The following is a 16,262-nucleotide window of genomic DNA, read 5'->3' on the forward strand; positions in this document are numbered from 1 at the left end:
CGTAACCGGTAGCGGTCCTCACACCCGTAGGCGCGGCTACCCTTTTGACGTGCTCAACAACCCGGGCGTGGACGAGTCGGTCCGCCGGGTCGGCGACGACCTCAAGTCGTGGACTCCAGGCGAGGCCGCGCCGGTCCTCGCCGTGCGCGCGGCCTGCGGGATCGCCGTCGCCATGGCCGCCGTCGCGTTCCTCGACCACCCCGGCTGGGGGCAGGCCGCGATCATGGGGGCGTGGCTCGGCGGGGTCGCGCTCCTCACCCCCGGAACCCGCACCGGGCCGTCGCTGCCGCTGCTCGTCGGGTTCGCCGGATCGCTCGGCGTCGTCCTCGGCGCCATCCACAACCCGGTCCTGCTGGTCGCCGCCGCCGCGGCCTACGCGTTCACCCTCACGTTCACCGGCTCGGTGACCCACGTCGCGGGCGTGACGTTCACCGTCTCCGGCATCATGTTCTTCCTCGCCGAGCACATCACGGTCGGGACGACGCCCCTCATCGCCGCCGCCGCGGTCCTCGCCGGCGGCGTCCTCCAGGCCCTCATGGCGCTCCTGCCCCCGTACTTCCGGTGGGCCGAGGACCGGCGCACCCTCGCCGAGGCGTGGCTCGCGCTCGCCGCCGAGGCCCAGACCCTCGCCGCCGACCCCGACGCGCCCTTCGACACCGAAGCGCTCCACGAGGCCGCCCGCGAACTCGACCGGCGCCGGGTCCTGCCCGCCGCGATCCTCGACGCCCGCCGCCAGATCTACGCCGTCTCCGCCGCGATCGGCCGCACCGCCTCCGCGCGCGCCCGCGCCGACGCCCAGGACCGCGACACCGTCGCGTTCTACTCCGAGGCCCTGGAGATGGCCGCCCGGCTCCTCACCCACTTCGCCGACCGGATCACCGCCCGCCGCCCCGCCGACCTCGACTGGGACGACCTCCTCGCCGGACTCTCCCAGAACCCCATGGCCACCGCCACCGGCACCATGCCCACCGAGATCGGCGGGCTCCTGCGCACCCTCCACGAGACCGGCGGGTTCGCCGAGCGCATCACCTCCGGCGGCGACTCCGTCGTCGCCGACCCGGCGCTCGCCCACGCGACCTCCACCGTCCGCCAGGCCGCCGGGCAGCTCCGCGCCCGCCTCCACCGCCGCGACCCCGTCGTCCACCACGCGCTGCGCCGCGCCGGGGTCATCGCCCTCGCCATGACCATCGGCCTGCTGTGGCCCACCGGCCACGGCTACTGGATCCCCCTCACCGCCTGGCTCGTCCTCCAAGCGGACTTCTCCGGGACGCTCACCCGCGGCGTCACCCGCGCGGCCGGGACCACCGGCGGCGTCGTCCTCGCCTCGCTCCTGGGCCTGCTCATCCCGCAGGGGCAGATGTGGATCAGCCTCACGATCCTCGCCTACGCGCTCCTCGCCTACCTGGTGCGCCCGGTCTCGATGCTCGTGTTCACGGCCGCGGTCTCCGGGTTCACGGTGTTCCAGATCGACCTCACCGGCGAGAACCCGCTGTGGGCCGCGGTGGACCGGGGCGCGTGCACGCTCGCGGGGGCGGCGCTGGCGATCGGCTTCTACGTGCTGGTGCCGACGTGGCAGACGCGGCGCCTGGGCGACCTCCTCGGGGACCTCGTGGACGCCTACCGCGACTACGCGCGCCTGGTCCTGGACCGCCAGGCCCACCCCGACGACTACGACCGCAAGACGATGCACGCCGCGATCGACCAGGTGCGGGCCCGCCGGGCCGCGCTCACGCAGGCCGCGGACCAGGCGAAGGCCGAGCCGATCGGCGGCCCGGGGCCCTTGTCGGGGGACGTGCTCGGCGCGGAGGCGGCGCTGTCGCGGGCGGCGCGGGCGCTGGTCGCGGTGAACGCGACGCTGGGCCGCGACGAGGAGGCGCGGGGCCTGGACTGCGTGGACGAGTTCGCGGACGCGCTCGACGCCGCCTACATGCGCCTGGCGGCGCTCGCGAGGAACGCGGCGCCGCCGCGGGGCGTGGACCTGAGCGATGCCACGGAGCGGCTGGACCGGGCTCTGGGGGCGATCGAGGACCGCGGGACGCGCACGCGGCGCAACGTGCTGCGCTGGGAGTCGGACAACCTGGTGGACGCGCTGGACGACGCCGCGCACGTCATGACCGGCTGGGTCGACTAGAACAGGGCCGCGCGGGCTTCGCTGACGGCCCGCTCGGCGGCTTCCTGCCGCTGCGGCGCAAGGGGTTCGAGCTCGATGAGGTCGATGCCGACGACCTGGAGCTGGTCGGGCAGGTGCATGTCGTTGGGGAGGCGCGGGACGGCTCGGCGGGGCCGGTCCTCCGCGTCGGCGGCGATGTCGGCGATCTCCTGCACGAGGGCGTGCATCGCGTCGGCCCGGGAAGACCAGCGAGCGGGCGACCAGTGGCGCGTGCCTTCGACGACGCGCCCGATCGCCCGCTCGATGTCAGAGCTCACTGCCGCTAGTCGCCCTGGAAGTAGGACAGGAGGCGCAGCAGGTTCCAGTACAGGAAGATGAGGCCCGCGGTGAGGCCGAAGGCCCCGGCCCACGCGTACTTCTTCGGGGCGCCGTTGTTCGCCGAGTACTCGATCATGTCGAAGTCGAGGATGAACGAGAACGCGGCCCACAGGGTGATGCCGATCGCGATGATCCACTGGAGGGCGTTGGCGTTGCCGTCGTTCGCGAACAGGCCCAGGTCGAGGCCGAAGAGGCCCGCGACGAGGTTGACCATCGACAGCGCGAAGATGCCGATGCCCGCGCCGACCATGACCTTGGTGAACACCGGCGAGTTCTTGAGGATGCGGAACTTGTACAGCGCGAGCATCGCGCCGAACACGAGGATCGTCGCGAGCAGCGCGTTGACCACGATGCCGGGCCAGCGCGCCTCGAAGAAGGCGGAGACGCCGCCGAGGAGGAGGCCTTGCCCGATCGCGTACACGAACGCGACGAACGGGTTCGTGATCGGCTTGAACATCGAGAAGATCATGACGCCGAGGCCGACGACCGCGCCGACGGTGCCGAGCGTCATCGCGGTGCTGAACGCGCCGGAGTCGGTGATGACGGTTTCGCCGAACGAGTTCGTGGCGATGGCGTCGGCGACCATCGAGTAGGTGAGGATCGCGGCAACGAAGGTCGCGGCGACGAGGGCGACGGTGCGGACGATGACGTCGTCGATCCGCATGGTCTGGACCTGCGGCGCCTGGGTCATCTGTCCGTAAGGCCCGTACGCGGCACCCATGTGCTGCTCGTTGTACTGGGTCTTCACCATGTTCCGTAGGGATGAGTTCCTGCTCTGGATTGCCATGACCTGCGGTCCTCCGTCGAATGTTCAGGGTGGTACCAGACTATCCGGTACTTGCGGGGAATACGACAAGCGGCGGGGGCGAACCGCCCCCGCCACCTGTGAATCTCTTCAGGAACTACGAGACGACCGTGATCCGGCCGAGCTCGGGGGCCTCCAGGGGCGCGGCCTGGGTGCCGTATTCGGCGATGTAGTCCTCGAACGCGTCGACGTCGAGCTCGCCGAAGAGGCGGTTCTCGCCCTCGGCGAACGCGGCGAAGGAGTCGCCGCCGTCGGCGAGGAAGGAGTTGACGGTGACGCGGTAGACCTGGTCGGCGACGATCGGCTCGCCGTTGAGGGCGAGCGAGTCGGCGACGATCTGGTCGGTGCCGGTCTCGGTCTTGTCCCAGGTGTAGGTGAAGCCCTCGGAGACCTGGAGGACCAGGGTCGTGGAGCGGCCGTCGCTGGGGAGCTGCTGGCGGAGCGCTTCGAGGATCTGCGCGCCCGTCAGGTCGAGGGTCACCACGTAGTTCGCGAACGGCTGCACGGTGAACACCTCGCCGTAGGTGGCCTCGCCCGGCGTCCCCTGGGAGTAGAGGAGGTCGGCTCTGACGCCGCCGGGGTTCATGAACGCGATCTCGGCGCCGCCGGTGTCGGCTCCGGCGGTGTTCCACAGCTGCGCGTCGGCGATGAGGCTGCCGAGCGGGAACTCCTCGGCCCTGGTGGCGCCGCGCTTGATGTCCTCGGCGATGTAGCCGACGACGCGGTTGCCGGCCTCGGCGGCGAGGGGGCCGTAGTGGTCGAGGATGGCGGTCTGGTCCTCGTCGGCGTCGACGTCGCGGGTGACGACGGTGTTGGAGCCGACGACGGTGGACCGGACGATGTCCTTGGTGCGCTTGTCGTAGGTCGCGTCGATCTCGGTGAACACGCGGCCGTAGTTGGACGCGGAGGTGACCAGGCGGGGGTTGCCGTTCGGGTCGTCCACGGAGCAGACGTACTCCTGGTGGGTGTGGCCGGAGACGATGACGTCGACGAGCGGGGTCATGGTCTCGGCGATGTCGACGATCGGGCCGGACATGCCGGTGGCGGTGCCGTCGGCGGACTCGCAGTCGTGGCCGGTGTCCTCGGCGACGGGCACGCCGCCCTCGTGGAGGAGGACCACGATCGCGTTGACGCCCTTGCGCTTGAGTTCGCGCGCGTACTTGTTGGCGGTCTCGGTCTCGTCCTTGAAGACGAGGCCCTCGATGCCGGACTTGGAGACGATGTCGCCGGTGCCTTCGAGGGTCATGCCGATGAAGCCGACCTTGACGCCGCCGCCGAAGTTCTTGATCCAGTACGGGTCGAGCACGGGCTTGCCGGTGGTCTCGTCGACGACGTTCGCGCCGAGGTAGGGGAAGTCGGCGCCCTCGAAGTCGTCGTCGCCCTCGATGATGCGGTCGAGCTCGTCGATCCCGGCGTCGAACTCGTGGTTGCCGACGGAGGAGACCTCGACGCCCATGGCGTTGAGGGACTCGATGGTGGGCTCGTCGTCGAAGACGGCGGACATGAAGGGGCTGGCGCCGATGAGGTCGCCGGCGGCCACGGTGGTGGAGTAGCGCTCGCCTTCGCGGGCCTCTTCCAGGTGGGTGGCGAGGTACTCGGCGCCGCCGACGGGGTCGGTGTGGCCGGGCCAGGTCAGGCTGGAGGCGGCCTCGATGTTGCCGTGGAAGTCGTTGATCGCCAGGAGCTGGAGGTCGACCTGGCGGCCGTGGCCGTTGCCGTGGCCGGGCCCGAGGGACCAGGCGCCGACCGCGAGCGTGGTCGCCGCGAGGGCGAGCACTCCTGCCGCCGCGACGGCGCGGCGTTTGAAGTTGAACATGGCTCTCCGTACGGGATGGGGTCGATGGGCATGGCGGTTGCCCCAGATCCAATCATGGGACGATTGCCCGCGAGTCAACGCAGCATAACGGCTCGGCGAAGGCCCGGCAACGTAGCACACGGTCACCGTCCGCACACCCTCACTCCCGGGATTTGGGATTATTTGGTTTCCTTGCGCCCCAACGACTCGTTACCGTCACGTAACCGGCTTACGTCCACATTGCTGACCCTTGCCCCATGCGACTCGCGTTGCTACAGTCACTGCGAGAACATTTCGCATATACAGCTTGTCACTTGGTGGGGACCACCGCACCAACGTGCGGACATCGACGAGCGACACGCCCACAGGGGGGTTACCCGTTGACGACCGGTTACTTCACAACCGAAGAGCATGACACCCTCAGAGCCCGGGTGCGGGCCTTCGCCGAAAGCGAGGTTCGCCCGCACATCCCCGAAATGGAATCCAAGAAGACCGTCCACACCGAGCTGTCCAGGCGCATCGCCGCGCAGGGATGGCTCGGCGTCACCGTGCCCGTCGAATACGGCGGCATGGGCATGGGCCACTTGGCGAAGACCATCATCATCGAGGAGCTCGCCCGCGTCTCCGGCGCCATGGGCGCGATGGTGCAGGCCTCCCAGCTGGGAGTCGCCAAGATCCTCCACTTCGGATCCGACGTGCAGAAGAAGACCTGGCTCCCCAGGGTCGCCGACGGGTCCTGCCTCCCCACCATCGCCGTCACCGAGACCGCCTCCGGCGGCCACGTCCTCGGCATGCGCGCCAAGGCCGTCCGCGACGGCGACGACTACATCCTCAACGGCCACAAGGTGTTCGTCGGCAACAGCCATGTCGGCGACCTCCACGGCGTGGTCGTGCGCACCGGCCTGGGACCCAAGGGGCTGACGGCCTTCCTGGTGGAGGCCGACCGGCCCGGGTTCGCGGTCGCGCCGCAGCAGTCCACGATGGGCCTCCACGGGTTCTCCTTCGGGGAGCTGCTCTTCGAGAACTGCCGCGTCCCCGCCGCCAACCGGCTCGGCGACGAGGGGGACGGCCTCGCCGTCGCCTACTCCTCGTCGATCCTCTACGGGCGCGCCAACCTCACCGCCGTCGCGCTCGGCATCCACCAGGCCATCCTGGAGGAGACCGTCTCCTACGCGACGGAACGGGAGCTGTACGGCAAGCCCATCGCCGAACTCGACAACATCAAGCAGAAGATCGGGCAGATCACCTCGCGGCTCATGACCGCCCGCATCACCGCCTACCACGCCGCGCACCTGCTCGACCAGGGACAGGCCTGCGACATCGAGCTGATGAACGCCAAGCTCGTCAACGTCGAGTCCGCACTCGACTCGGCGCGCGAGGCCATGGAGATCCACGCGGGCATCGGCCTCACCACCGAGCGGCCCGTCGAGCGGTTCCTGCGGGACGCCTACCACATCTACGCCCCGGCAGGCACTTCCGACGTGCAGCGGCTGCGATTGGCCGAGGCCGCCATGGGACGGACCAAGGGCCAGTGGTCCGAGCGCATCGCGGCCGGAGCGGTCAAAGTGAGTTAGCGTTCACCCTCCGGAGGGATCGGCCGGACGGCGAACAGCAAGAGGAGGCGGCTTCGGCCGCCTCCTCTCCGCGTGTCAGCCCTGAAGGGGGTTGTCGCTCCCGTACGGGTCGCGCTCGGCCTCGTTGCGCTCCCGGATGCGGTCCATCACCTTGGCGGCCATGCCCTTGATGATGTCCAGGCCCGGACGGCCCCAGTCGTGCGTCTCGGTGTCGACCACGCACACCGTCCCCAGGGTGTTCCCGTCGTCGTCGATGAGCGGCGCCCCCAGGTAGGAGCGGATGCCGATCTTGTCGACCACCGGGTTCCCCGCGAACCGCGGGTAGTCGCACACGTCGCCGAGCACGAGCGCCTTGCCGCGGACCACCACGTGCGGGCAGTACCCGTGGTCGCGGTCCATCTCGCGGCCCACCTCGACCGCCTCCCCCGCGCCCGCGATCGCCTGGTTCCCGGCGTCCGCTTCCGGGGCCGCGAGCCCCGCGAAGTACTGGCGGTCCTCGTCGATGAAGTTCACCATCGCGTAGGGCGCGCCCGTGAGCTCGGTGAGCTCCTTGGCGAGCGAATCGAACTCGGGGTCCGGCAGATCGCCGATCCCGAGTTTGCGCAGGCGTTCGACCCGTTCTTTTGCGCCGGGGTCGTCGGGCGTGATCGTGAGACGGAACTCGTTCTCGGACATGGACATTGCAGGCTCCTTTACCGGGCGCTGGTAGCAGCGGCCGACATCAGGTGCTTCGTCAGAGTGACCAGCACCAAGGTTGCGGAACGTGGATCGCGTGCGTCGCAGCAGACGATCGGGATATTCGGTTTGAGGTCCAGAGCGGCCCTGACTTCGTCCGGCTCGTAGTGGAACCCGGACTCGAACTCGTTCACCGCCACGATGAACCGCGTCCCCCGCCGCTCGAAGAAGTCGAGGGCCGGGAAGCAGTCCTCCAGGCGGCGCGTGTCCGCGAGCACGACCGCGCCGAACGCGCCGTCCGACAGCTCGTTCCACATGAACCAGAACCGGTCCTGCCCGGGGGTGCCGAACAGGTACAGGATGTGCTGCGGGTCGAGCGTGATCCGGCCGAAGTCCAAGGCGACCGTGGTGGTCGTCTTGTCCCCGACGCCCGTGAGGTCGTCCGTCCCGATCGAGGCCGTGGTGATGGTCTCCTCGGTGCTCAGCGGCTCGATCTCCGAGACCGCTCCTACGAAGGTGGTCTTGCCGACCCCGAAGCCCCCGGCGACGAGCAGCTTGATGGCGGTGGGCAGGACTGGTTGTTGTGCGGGCGCTCGGTCAGAGTCGCCGTTGTAGGCCATTGAGGAGTGCCTCCAATACGGTTCTGTCAGTGGGATCGACGGCGGGGTCGGGGGCGTGGGCGGTCACGGCCCCGCAGTCCACGAGATCGGACAGCAGGACCTTGATGACCATGGCGGGCAGCCGCAGGTGGGCCGAGACCTCCGCGACCGAGATGGGCTCCCGGCACAGGATCAGCGCCTCGGCGTGCTCGGCCTCCAACTGCGAGGGACGCAGCTGGCCGGTGGCGCGGACCAGCGACAGCAGGTCCAGCTTCGCCGTGGGTGCGGTGCGCCCGTTGCTGACGGTGTACGGCCGGACCAGCGGGCCCGCGTCCTCGTCGAGCAGTGGCCGGTGCTCGAAATCGCCCATCAGCTCACCATTTCGCCGCTCGGTCTCCGCACGGGTGTCTCCAGGTACGGGCGCACGCTCTTGACGAGGATCGACATCTCGTACCCGAGCACCCCCGCGTCCGCCTCCCGCCCGGCCGCCACGGCCAGGACCGCGCCCTGCCCCGCGGTCGACACGAACAGCAGCGTGTCGTCCAGCTCCGCGACCACCTGCCGCACCCCGCCCGCGGACCCGAACTGGGCCCCCGCGCTGCGCGCCAGCGAGAACATCCCCGACGCGATCGCCGAGAGCTGGTCGGCCTGGTCCGTGCCCATGCCGTGGTACGCCTTCTTGATGCCGTCCGAGGACAGCAGCAGTGCGCTGCGCGTGTGCGGGACCTTCCTGATGAGGCCCGCCAGCAGCCAGCTCAGATCCGTGTGGGCGCCTGCCTCGTCGCCTGCCATTAGAACTCCTCATTCCTGTACGGAGAAGAAACGGAATCGTTGGGGATCTGCGGACTCCCGTCCGCGCGCTGCTGGCCCTGCTGGAACGCCGCCATGAGCCCGGGGTCGTGCCCCGCCTCGGACCCCCGCCTGCCCAGCGCCGGGTCCTCCCGCAGCTGCGGGGCCAGGTGCGACTGCTTGGTGCGCTTGGGGAGCGCCGGGCGGCCGTCGGGGCCGTACCCGTTCGGAGGCGCGTCGTACGAGGGCGTCTCGTACGACGGGGTGTCGTACGAAGGCGTGTCGAACGACGGCGCCTCGACCGCCTGCATCTCCGCGGTCACGGGCAGGGCGCCCGTGTCCACCGCGACGCTCACCGGCGTGTACGCGGGAGCCGCGTCCACGCGCGGCTGCGGCATGCTCCGCGGCGTCGCCCCCGCCGACGGCAGGGGGCGCAGCTGCACCGACGGCAGCTGCGGCGGCGTCTGCGAACCGGGCTGGCGCACCGGCATCGACTGCGGCGCGGCCGGAAGCTCCCGGGGGGCCGCCTTCGGCGCCGGCGGCGTGTCGTCGCCGAGGAGCTCCTCGGGGACCACCAGGACCGCCTGCGTGCCGCCGAAGATGTTCGACTGCAACTGGACCGTCAGCGTGTGCCGGCGGGCCAGCGACGAGACCACGTACAGGCCGATGCGGCCGTCCGCGAGCAGCTCGTCCAGGTCCACCCGGTCCGGCGTCGCCAGCATCGTGTTGTACCGGTTCCGCTCGTGGTTCTCCATGCCCAGCCCGCGGTCCTCGACCTCGACCGCCAGACCCGTCCGCACCCGCTGGACCCGGATGAGCACTTGCGTGCCCGGGGCCGAGAACGTCGTCGCGTTCTCCACCAGCTCCGCGACCAGGTGGATGATGTCCGCGACCGCGTGGCCCTTCAGCGTGCCCTCGATGGGGCGCACCAGCTTCACGCGGGCGTACTGCTCCACCTCGGCGACCGCGGACCGCAGCGCCTCGTAGACGTTGACCGGACGCGACCACTGCCGGTGCGAGGTCGCCCCGCCGAGGACCGCCAGGTTCTCGGCGTGGCGGCGAATCCGCGTCGCCAGGTGGTCGACCGAGAACAGGCCCTTGAGCAGGTCCGGGTCCTCGACCTGGTTCTCCAGCTCGTCCAGCTGCTCGATCTCCCTGTGCACCAGGGATTGCAGGCGGCGGGCCAGGTTCACGAAGATGCCCACGCGCGAGTGCACGTCGACCGCGTCGATCGGACCCGACGTGACCATCTGCTGCGGCACCTTCGCCGGGAGCTGCGGCTGCTGATGTTGCTGTTGCGGCGGTGTGGGGCGGACGCCGCGGGCCGCAACGGCTTCGGCCGCGGCGCGCAGGTGGCGGGCCTCGGAGGCGAGGAGGCGCAGGGCCTCCTCGGTGGAGGCCGCGCTGGCGCCGGGGTTGGGGAGGGGGACCGACCAGCGCTGCTCCTGCGGGAGCTCGCGCTGGAGGTCGTCCAGGATCTGCCAGACCTTGTAGTGGGTCTCCACCGTGGAGCGCCGCACGGTCTGGACCTGGCGGCTGAGGTCGGCCTCGGCCTTCGAGGCCGCGGAGGACGCGAAGTACGCGACCACCGCGATCAGCACGAGGGCCGAGCCGAGCACCGCCGGGACCATCCACGAGGGACGGTCCGAGGCGTCGGTGGCCGCGAACACGACCGCCGCGCCTGCGCCGAGGAACGCCGCCGCCGCCAGGGGCAGCAGCGCGATGCGCATCAATCGGGGTTTGAGTTCCACCGGGGCGCCGGCGTCTTCGCCGGAGAAGCCTTGGGGCGCTGGCCCGGAGGGTTGAAAAGTATGAGTTGTGGACCGAGGTGTTTCGGGCATCGCCATCCTCACGACACTGGCCTATCGGCTTCCGCGATACCGGGAAGTGACAAAGTCGTTGCAGCAGAAGGGAAGGCATTAGCCCCCACCGGCTTGCTCGACAGAATGGTATCAGCGCTCGCCTCCCTGGATAGCACGGCGGCCCTGTGCAGTCAACCTGCCGATGCATTTGGCCCCGAGCGTGAAACGAGCCGTTCACAGTGTTAGTTGAGCAGGTCAGGGGTCATGCGGTTGCAGAGCGTGAGCAGTTCCGTAGGACAGGGGTGGGCTCACCCGTTCGGGCGGAAGGTGTGGGTTGCTCTCGAATGCGAGGAACGACACTCCGGGACCGGACGGTCCCATACCGTCCGATCCCGTTGGCCGACAAGATGAGGGCTGTGCCCGGTGCCCGAGACGGGACTTGAACCCGCAAGTCTCCCGACGGCCGGTTTTAAGCCGACTGTGTCTACCAGATTCCACCACTCGGGCCCGTATGCTGCCACGCTATCGGTTTCGGGGGGTGCAGCGGGGGCTTGGGTTTACGGGTATACCGCTCCTACCTGCGGAGACGGCGAAGTGTCAGCATCCCGACACAAGACAGGATTTTCCTGAAGTTTCGTGGGTCGTGTGTGCGGTTGAGTGTCCATAAGGTTCAATCGGCGGCGACAGAGGAGTGGGCGGGAATCTTTGTCGCACTTGGGCTTTGGGGAGGGCGGGGGTTGAGGTGGGGCGGATCTTTTAAGTCTACTTAGTACTAACTTTCACTCGAATGGGTGATGACACCAGCCCCACAACCTGTCACTATTGAACTACCGCAACAGAAGCCACAAGAGGATACGAGCCTAGAGAGTTCGAGAGGGGGAAGCCCCGATGTCCGCAGCAGTTATCGACCGAGACCGCGAAGCCTCCCTTCTCCACTCCGATATCGAATCCCTTGCTTCTCAGGCCCGCGCTCTTGAGGCCGCGGCACTCCGGGCGGTCATCGCCTACACCTCGGCCGGTCTCCACAAGACCAGGGACGGGTTCTCGGGCATCCGCGACTGGATCATGGAGACCTACTCCTTCAACTCCTCCAGCGCCGGGCAGATGGCCTCCATCGCCAGGCTCGCCCCCAAGTTCAAGCACTTGGCGGAGGCGGCCACCTCTGGGTCTGCAAGTCTCGACGCCATCGCATATGCCATGCGGCGCATCGAGCGGGAAGGCCTGGCTGTTCACTGCCGGGCCCCCTACGCCTCCCCGGTGGAGTCCCCTTACTCCTCCACCATGTGCCGCACTCCCGAGGAGCTGATCCGGGAGTACTGCACCCATGCGGTCCGCTCCGAACTGGCCGAGCACTTCGACCGGATCTGCGCGGAGCTCTTCGACCAGGAGTCCATGCTCGATGAGCTGAGCCAGCAGACCCTTGCCTGGCTGGAAGTCAACGAGCGCCCTGATGGCATGTGGGACCTGGAAGGCCGCCTCACCGGTGACACGGGGAAGCTCCTGAGCAACACACTCCGCACTGCGGTTCCCCCGCCCCGCCAGGACCAGGCCGACGATGACGGCCTGCTCCCCCGGGTCTCGGGCCGGAACGCCGAGGCCCTGCACCAGATGGTGGCGGCCTACGGGACCTCCCCTGACTCGCCTCGGCGGCACGGGCACACCGCCACCCTGAACCTGATCTGCGACATCGAGACCCTGACCGGGGCGGCGACGGGTCGGCTCCCGATCCTCGACGGCCGCCCGGTCTCGATCTCCAGGGCCCGGCACCTCGCCTGCGAGGCGGGGCTCCTCCCCTCGGTCTTCGACTACGAGACCGGCGAGGCCCTCGAACTGGGCCGGGAGAAGCGCCTCCCCAACACGGCCCTCCGCCACAAGCTCGAACTTGAGCAGCAGGGCGGCTGCGCCTGGTCCGGTTGCCGAGCCCCGGTCAGCTGGACCGAGGCCCACCACATCATCCACTGGGCAGATGGTGGCAAAACGGACGCAGACAACCTGATCCTCCTCTGCCGGTTCCACCACGGCCGCATACACACCGGCAAGTGGGAAGTCACCAAGACCGGGCCCGGCAAGGCAAGCATCGTTCACCTCAATGGCAGTACCGATGAGGATTGGGAAGCCGACCCGTGCAAGGACCTTCCAAATGGTCATGATTCGGGCGAATGGTCGCCACGCCATAAGACAGAGCTGACCGACCTCGCACTCTGGTACGCGCAGAAGAAGATGCAGGCCGCCATCGCCAGAGCCCGAGAGCGATTCAGAACCAGACCGGGCTGACCCGGCGGGCCCCGAGGCCCAGTCCGGGCCTCAGCCCATGTCCGGCCTCGCCCCGCTCCCGCCACCCGCCACCCGCCACCCGCCGCGGACCTCAGCCCATCCCCGGCCCCGCCCAGGTCCCCCATCAGACCCCATGGCCCAAGTCCCGGCCCCGACCACCCCTCCACCTCTTTGTCGCTGCCAAAAGACCTGCACCGGATCGGACCCGCAGGCCGCCTCCCCTCCCAGATCGGCGGTTTCCACTCGGTGCGTCTGTGCGAATGGTTAGGGTCGGTGCGTCCAACGGCCCGGCCGGTGCGTTTCGCCCGGTCGAGGCCGTGTTTCCATGCGAAATCGGGGGAAGTACGCATGACGAAGTCCACGACCACCAAGACCTTCAAACACACCTTCGCGCCGAGGCTGGCCGCAGTCGCCCTCGCCGCGAGCGCGGTCATCTCCGGATCGGCGGGCAGTGCCCAAGCCACCCCGGAGCAGTACAGCGAAGACGAGTCGATGCCGATCGGCGGCTCCGCCAGCTTCGAGAACGGGGACGCCGGAGGGGATTGGCTCGAAGGCGCCTACGAGACCGGCCCGATGGAAGGCGAACTCACCTTCGCCGACCCCACCGCCGGCGACCTGACCGGCCCGGCGGCCTCGCTCAAGCTGTCCTCGACCGAGGCGGGCACCAACGGCCTGGGCAAGGTCACCATCGAGACCACGAGCCCGCAACCGACCGACCTAAGCCCGTTGTCGTGGTTCCCGCCGCAGTACCGGCACGTGATGGACGTCAACCTGACCATCACCATCACGGACACCGACGAGGCCGGCAACCCCGAGCAAGAACCGCTGGTGCTCACCACCAAAGACCCGTCGCAACTGATCGGGAAGCTCACGGAGTTCCCGCCGAAGGGGGCCACTTACCAGCTTCAGAGCCCGGTCGCGCTGGTCGAGCAGAGCGGCGCGGAGAGCTGGGAGCAGAGCGGACATGTGGTGCCCCGCAAGATGACCGGTCTCGAATTCGAACTCGACCAGGACTGACCGAGACCCGACCGACATCGACACAGCCCAACCGACACCGACTCCGACACAGACGGGCCGGACCGATTGCGGTCCGGGCCGCTGTCGTGTCACCCGAAAGGACTGTCGGATTCCCGACTCTTTACGGCGCTGGACAGTCGGTGAGGGGAGTTTTCGGTGTCGGATCACGCCTGACAACCTGGCAAGCGTGGAAAAACGATAGTGGATTTTCCCCCCTTCTGTTCTCCCGCAATGAACTACACGGAATCGCTGCCATTGCTTTCGTTAGTGCTCATGGGATAGTGGATGTCCACCAGGTACAGCGGTTTGTGGGAGGCATCGATGGCCGGCAGGCGTAGCAAGAGCGGGCAGGGTGAGGAACAGCAAAGCGAGAGCCAGATCGATTGGTTCAAGCGCATGATGCTGCTCAAGTACCGCACGATGCGGGGGCTCACCCAACAGACGGTCGGCGACGGCGTCTACAGGTCCAAGGACACGATCCGGGACTACGAACGCCAACGGTCGCGGGTTCCGGCGAGCGTCCTCAGCGACCTCATCCGTGTGCTGGAAATCCCGCCAGATGTCGCCGCTTACCTGCGAGTCCTCGCACCGCTCAAGCGGAAAGACCCGCTGATCGAGGCGGACGGGCGATTCAATGCGCTGTACCTCTCGCTCTGCGAGCAGTACATGGGCGAGATCTTCGAGTGGGCGCCAACGATGTTTCCAGCGTTGACCCAGTCCCGCAGCTACTACGAGCACATCGTGGCCGAGGCAGACATCAACGACACCGCCGAGCGAAGGCAATCAGGCCTGGAATTCAGGGCGGAGCGGAAGGAGATCCTCGTTGGCCGCAAGGACGAGCCCACGGTCCAGTACCTCGTAGGCGAACCCGCCTTCTTCTTCTTGAGCAAGGCACCACGCAAGCTCCAGATCGAGCAACTCGATCTTCTGACCGCCTGTTGCGAGACTCCCGGCTGGGACATCCGAGTGCTCGCTCGCCCTCACCTCAACCCGGTGAGTACCTTCAGCCTCTTCAAAGCCCGAGACCCCAAAAAGTTCCCGCAAGCAGGTCCGGAAGTCGTGTACACGGAACTCCTTCATTCGAGCTGGGTCTTCCAGGATGCGGTTCGGATCGCGGTTTACGATGGTTGGCGCCACGGGATGTGGCCCGGCTCGATCCGATACAAGGAGTACCGCGATGCATACTGGCGTAACTGGCTGGCGTAAGAGCACCCGCAGCGGCACTGGCAACGACAACAACTGCGTTGAAGTTCGCCGCTCCTGGCGGAAGAGCAGCCTTAGCGGTGGTGGCGGCAACGACAACAACTGTGTCGAGGTCAGCGCGTGCGCGGAGTCGGACGGGTTCCACCTCCGGGACTCGAAGCTCGATGTCGAGTCTCCGGTGTTCGACCTGTCCCCCGCCGATTTCACCGCTCTCGCCAAGGCCCTCTGAACTATCAGGTTTCCGACATTCGCGACTTAAGTCCACTCCGGAGTCGCCAGAGCTGCCAGCATGAATCGGCAACCCTGGCACTACTCACCAGAAGGTGGACAAATGCGAAGAGTTCTTGCGGCTTCGGCGATGGCGCTCATGATCGGCGCAGGATGGGCGGCCCCCGCGATGGCCGAGCAGCCCGAGACCGACCGGATCGCACCGGACACGGCAACCGAAAGCGTCTCCTGCGCCGTCAAGTTCATGGACGACACCAAAGTCCGGGAGATCCCCTACGCGGACTCCGCGGTCCTCGGCACGATCCCGGCCGACACCTGGGCCGACGGAGCCTGGTGCATCCCGCTCACCACGGGCGGCAAGCACACCACCTGCGCGCAGTTCTCCGACATCTGGGTGGCGGTCGACATCGACGACACCTGGGGCTTCGCCCACGTCGGCTGCATGAACGACTACTACCTGCACTAACAGCAGGCACACAAACGGCCGGGTGGGAGACCACCCGGCCGTTTCGGCTTTCTCAGATCAAGGCGCGCAAGGCGTTCACCGCAGGATCGTCCGAGGCCGCTTCACCGTCGCCGACGAAGACCATGCGCCCCGCGGCCCCAGAGACGATCGCCTCCCGGACCTCCCGCCAAGCCGCCAAGTTCGGGTGCTCGTAAGCCGTGCACACCTCGGCCGGAGCCAGCAGCCGGATGGCGAGATCAAGCAGCTCCAGGTCCACCGGGTACGAGGCGGAACCCCCCGGGTGCCCGAGCACGGTAGCCATCACCACCGCCGGAAGCGGATGCACACCGGCGTTCACCCGGGAGAACTCGAAGCAGGAACCCGCCTCCGCCCCCGACCCCGACCCCGCTTCCGCCTCCACCGCAAGGCCATAGGCCGCAGGCAGGGTCCACCCGGGAATGCGGGCGATCATCGCCTCCCGCGCCGCCCCGATCGCCTCGGGAGTCGGCCACGCCTCGCCCAACTCGTCAAGCAGCGCTTCGACAGTCTCAACAGCATCACTCATGCC

16 protein-coding genes and 1 tRNA gene are annotated in these 16,262 nt (G+C 68.4%); 7 read left to right on the forward strand and 10 right to left on the reverse strand.

Going from position 1 to position 16,262, the window contains the following annotated elements:
* The first annotated feature begins 49 nt into the window (after positions 1 to 49).
* Entirely contained in the window at positions 50 to 2,131 is a 2,082-nt protein-coding gene (locus ACFFXY_RS00465) for an FUSC family protein (RefSeq protein WP_382344825.1), read from the forward strand.
* Here the strand turns inward: ACFFXY_RS00465 and ACFFXY_RS00470 are convergent.
* From ACFFXY_RS00470 to ACFFXY_RS00480, 3 genes are all read right to left on the reverse strand, one after another.
* The gene (locus ACFFXY_RS00470; RefSeq protein ID WP_382344826.1) at positions 2,128 to 2,427 is read right to left on the reverse strand and encodes a hypothetical protein; all 300 of its coding nucleotides are present in this window, start codon (positions 2,425 to 2,427) and stop codon (positions 2,128 to 2,130) included. The two genes, ACFFXY_RS00465 and ACFFXY_RS00470, sit on opposite strands and share 4 nt — an antisense overlap.
* A gap of 5 nt (positions 2,428 to 2,432) precedes the next feature.
* A complete protein-coding gene (locus ACFFXY_RS00475) occupies positions 2,433 to 3,239 on the reverse strand; it encodes a Bax inhibitor-1/YccA family protein (RefSeq protein ID WP_382344827.1) in 807 nt (268 codons plus the stop codon).
* A gap of 151 nt (positions 3,240 to 3,390) precedes the next feature.
* Positions 3,391 to 5,109 carry a bifunctional metallophosphatase/5'-nucleotidase gene (locus ACFFXY_RS00480; protein WP_382344828.1) on the reverse strand — a complete coding sequence of 573 codons (1,719 nt, stop codon included), beginning with the start codon at positions 5,107 to 5,109 and terminating at the stop codon, positions 3,391 to 3,393.
* A gap of 359 nt (positions 5,110 to 5,468) precedes the next feature.
* On the opposite strand from ACFFXY_RS00480, the gene ACFFXY_RS00485 reads away from it, so the two are divergent.
* Complete coding sequence (locus ACFFXY_RS00485; RefSeq protein WP_382344829.1) at positions 5,469 to 6,662, forward strand: acyl-CoA dehydrogenase family protein; 1,194 nt, start codon at positions 5,469 to 5,471, stop codon at positions 6,660 to 6,662.
* Positions 6,663 to 6,737: 75 nt separating this feature from the next.
* Here ACFFXY_RS00485 and ACFFXY_RS00490 read toward each other — a convergent pair whose 3' ends face one another.
* The 6 genes from ACFFXY_RS00490 to ACFFXY_RS00515 form a co-directional block, all read right to left on the reverse strand.
* On the reverse strand, positions 6,738 to 7,343 hold the full coding sequence (locus ACFFXY_RS00490) for a GAF domain-containing protein (protein ID WP_382344830.1): 606 nt from the start codon (positions 7,341 to 7,343) through the stop codon (positions 6,738 to 6,740).
* Between the two features lie 11 nt (positions 7,344 to 7,354).
* Positions 7,355 to 7,957 (reverse strand): GTP-binding protein, encoded by a 603-nt coding sequence (locus tag ACFFXY_RS00495; RefSeq protein ID WP_382344832.1) that lies wholly within the window; start codon positions 7,955 to 7,957, stop codon positions 7,355 to 7,357.
* On the reverse strand, positions 7,935 to 8,306 hold the full coding sequence (locus ACFFXY_RS00500) for a DUF742 domain-containing protein (RefSeq protein WP_382344833.1): 372 nt from the start codon (positions 8,304 to 8,306) through the stop codon (positions 7,935 to 7,937). Before ACFFXY_RS00500 ends, ACFFXY_RS00495 begins: the two co-directional genes overlap by 23 nt.
* Entirely contained in the window at positions 8,306 to 8,728 is a 423-nt protein-coding gene (locus tag ACFFXY_RS00505; RefSeq protein WP_382344834.1) for a roadblock/LC7 domain-containing protein, read from the reverse strand. The genes ACFFXY_RS00500 and ACFFXY_RS00505 overlap by 1 nt, the downstream gene beginning before the upstream one ends.
* Positions 8,728 to 10,455: a sensor histidine kinase gene (locus tag ACFFXY_RS00510; protein WP_382344836.1), complete on the reverse strand. Its 1,728-nt coding sequence runs from the start codon at positions 10,453 to 10,455 to the stop codon at positions 8,728 to 8,730. Before ACFFXY_RS00510 ends, ACFFXY_RS00505 begins: the two co-directional genes overlap by 1 nt.
* 496 nt (positions 10,456 to 10,951) lie before the next feature.
* A tRNA-Leu gene (locus ACFFXY_RS00515) sits at positions 10,952 to 11,034 on the reverse strand.
* 381 nt (positions 11,035 to 11,415) lie between these two features.
* Here ACFFXY_RS00515 and ACFFXY_RS00520 point away from each other — a divergent pair.
* From ACFFXY_RS00520 to ACFFXY_RS00540, 5 genes are all read left to right on the forward strand, one after another.
* Positions 11,416 to 12,801, forward strand: coding sequence for an HNH endonuclease signature motif containing protein (locus ACFFXY_RS00520; protein ID WP_382344837.1), 1,386 nt, complete (start codon positions 11,416 to 11,418; stop codon positions 12,799 to 12,801).
* Between the two features lie 348 nt (positions 12,802 to 13,149).
* Entirely contained in the window at positions 13,150 to 13,818 is a 669-nt protein-coding gene (locus ACFFXY_RS00525; protein ID WP_382344838.1) for a hypothetical protein, read from the forward strand.
* Positions 13,819 to 14,103: 285 nt separating this feature from the next.
* Positions 14,104 to 15,024, forward strand: coding sequence for a Scr1 family TA system antitoxin-like transcriptional regulator (locus tag ACFFXY_RS00530; RefSeq protein WP_382344839.1), 921 nt, complete (start codon positions 14,104 to 14,106; stop codon positions 15,022 to 15,024).
* Positions 14,996 to 15,250 (forward strand): DUF397 domain-containing protein, encoded by a 255-nt coding sequence (locus ACFFXY_RS00535; RefSeq protein WP_382344840.1) that lies wholly within the window; start codon positions 14,996 to 14,998, stop codon positions 15,248 to 15,250. Before ACFFXY_RS00530 ends, ACFFXY_RS00535 begins: the two co-directional genes overlap by 29 nt.
* A gap of 102 nt (positions 15,251 to 15,352) precedes the next feature.
* Entirely contained in the window at positions 15,353 to 15,715 is a 363-nt protein-coding gene (locus ACFFXY_RS00540; RefSeq protein ID WP_382344841.1) for a hypothetical protein, read from the forward strand.
* A 52-nt stretch (positions 15,716 to 15,767) separates the two neighbouring features.
* Here the strand turns inward: ACFFXY_RS00540 and ACFFXY_RS00545 are convergent, their stop codons facing one another.
* Positions 15,768 to 16,259, reverse strand: coding sequence for a hypothetical protein (locus ACFFXY_RS00545; RefSeq protein WP_382344842.1), 492 nt, complete (start codon positions 16,257 to 16,259; stop codon positions 15,768 to 15,770).
* Positions 16,260 to 16,262: the final 3 nt, after the last annotated feature.

It is taken from the genome of Glycomyces mayteni (assembly GCF_042428885.1).
GTDB lineage: Bacteria > Actinomycetota > Actinomycetes > Mycobacteriales > Micromonosporaceae > Glycomyces > Glycomyces mayteni.

Excerpts from the sequence above, each read along its gene's own strand:
- ACFFXY_RS00475 (WP_382344827.1), bottom strand. The coding sequence starts at position 3,239 with ATGGTGAAGACCCAGTACAACGAGCAGCACATGGGTGCCGCGTACGGG.
- ACFFXY_RS00480 (WP_382344828.1), bottom strand. The coding sequence starts at position 5,109 with ATGTTCAACTTCAAACGCCGCGCCGTCGCGGCGGCAGGAGTGCTCGCC.
- ACFFXY_RS00490 (WP_382344830.1), bottom strand. The coding sequence starts at position 7,343 with ATGTCCATGTCCGAGAACGAGTTCCGTCTCACGATCACGCCCGACGAC.
- ACFFXY_RS00495 (WP_382344832.1), bottom strand. The coding sequence starts at position 7,957 with ATGGCCTACAACGGCGACTCTGACCGAGCGCCCGCACAACAACCAGTC.
- ACFFXY_RS00500 (WP_382344833.1), bottom strand. The coding sequence starts at position 8,306 with ATGGGCGATTTCGAGCACCGGCCACTGCTCGACGAGGACGCGGGCCCG.
- ACFFXY_RS00505 (WP_382344834.1), bottom strand. The coding sequence starts at position 8,728 with ATGGCAGGCGACGAGGCAGGCGCCCACACGGATCTGAGCTGGCTGCTG.
- ACFFXY_RS00510 (WP_382344836.1), bottom strand. The coding sequence starts at position 10,455 with ATGCGCATCGCGCTGCTGCCCCTGGCGGCGGCGGCGTTCCTCGGCGCA.
- ACFFXY_RS00520 (WP_382344837.1), top strand. The coding sequence starts at position 11,416 with ATGTCCGCAGCAGTTATCGACCGAGACCGCGAAGCCTCCCTTCTCCAC.
- ACFFXY_RS00525 (WP_382344838.1), top strand. The coding sequence starts at position 13,150 with ATGACGAAGTCCACGACCACCAAGACCTTCAAACACACCTTCGCGCCG.
- ACFFXY_RS00530 (WP_382344839.1), top strand. The coding sequence starts at position 14,104 with ATGTCCACCAGGTACAGCGGTTTGTGGGAGGCATCGATGGCCGGCAGG.
- ACFFXY_RS00535 (WP_382344840.1), top strand. The coding sequence starts at position 14,996 with ATGCATACTGGCGTAACTGGCTGGCGTAAGAGCACCCGCAGCGGCACT.
- ACFFXY_RS00540 (WP_382344841.1), top strand. The coding sequence starts at position 15,353 with ATGCGAAGAGTTCTTGCGGCTTCGGCGATGGCGCTCATGATCGGCGCA.
- ACFFXY_RS00545 (WP_382344842.1), bottom strand. The coding sequence starts at position 16,259 with ATGAGTGATGCTGTTGAGACTGTCGAAGCGCTGCTTGACGAGTTGGGC.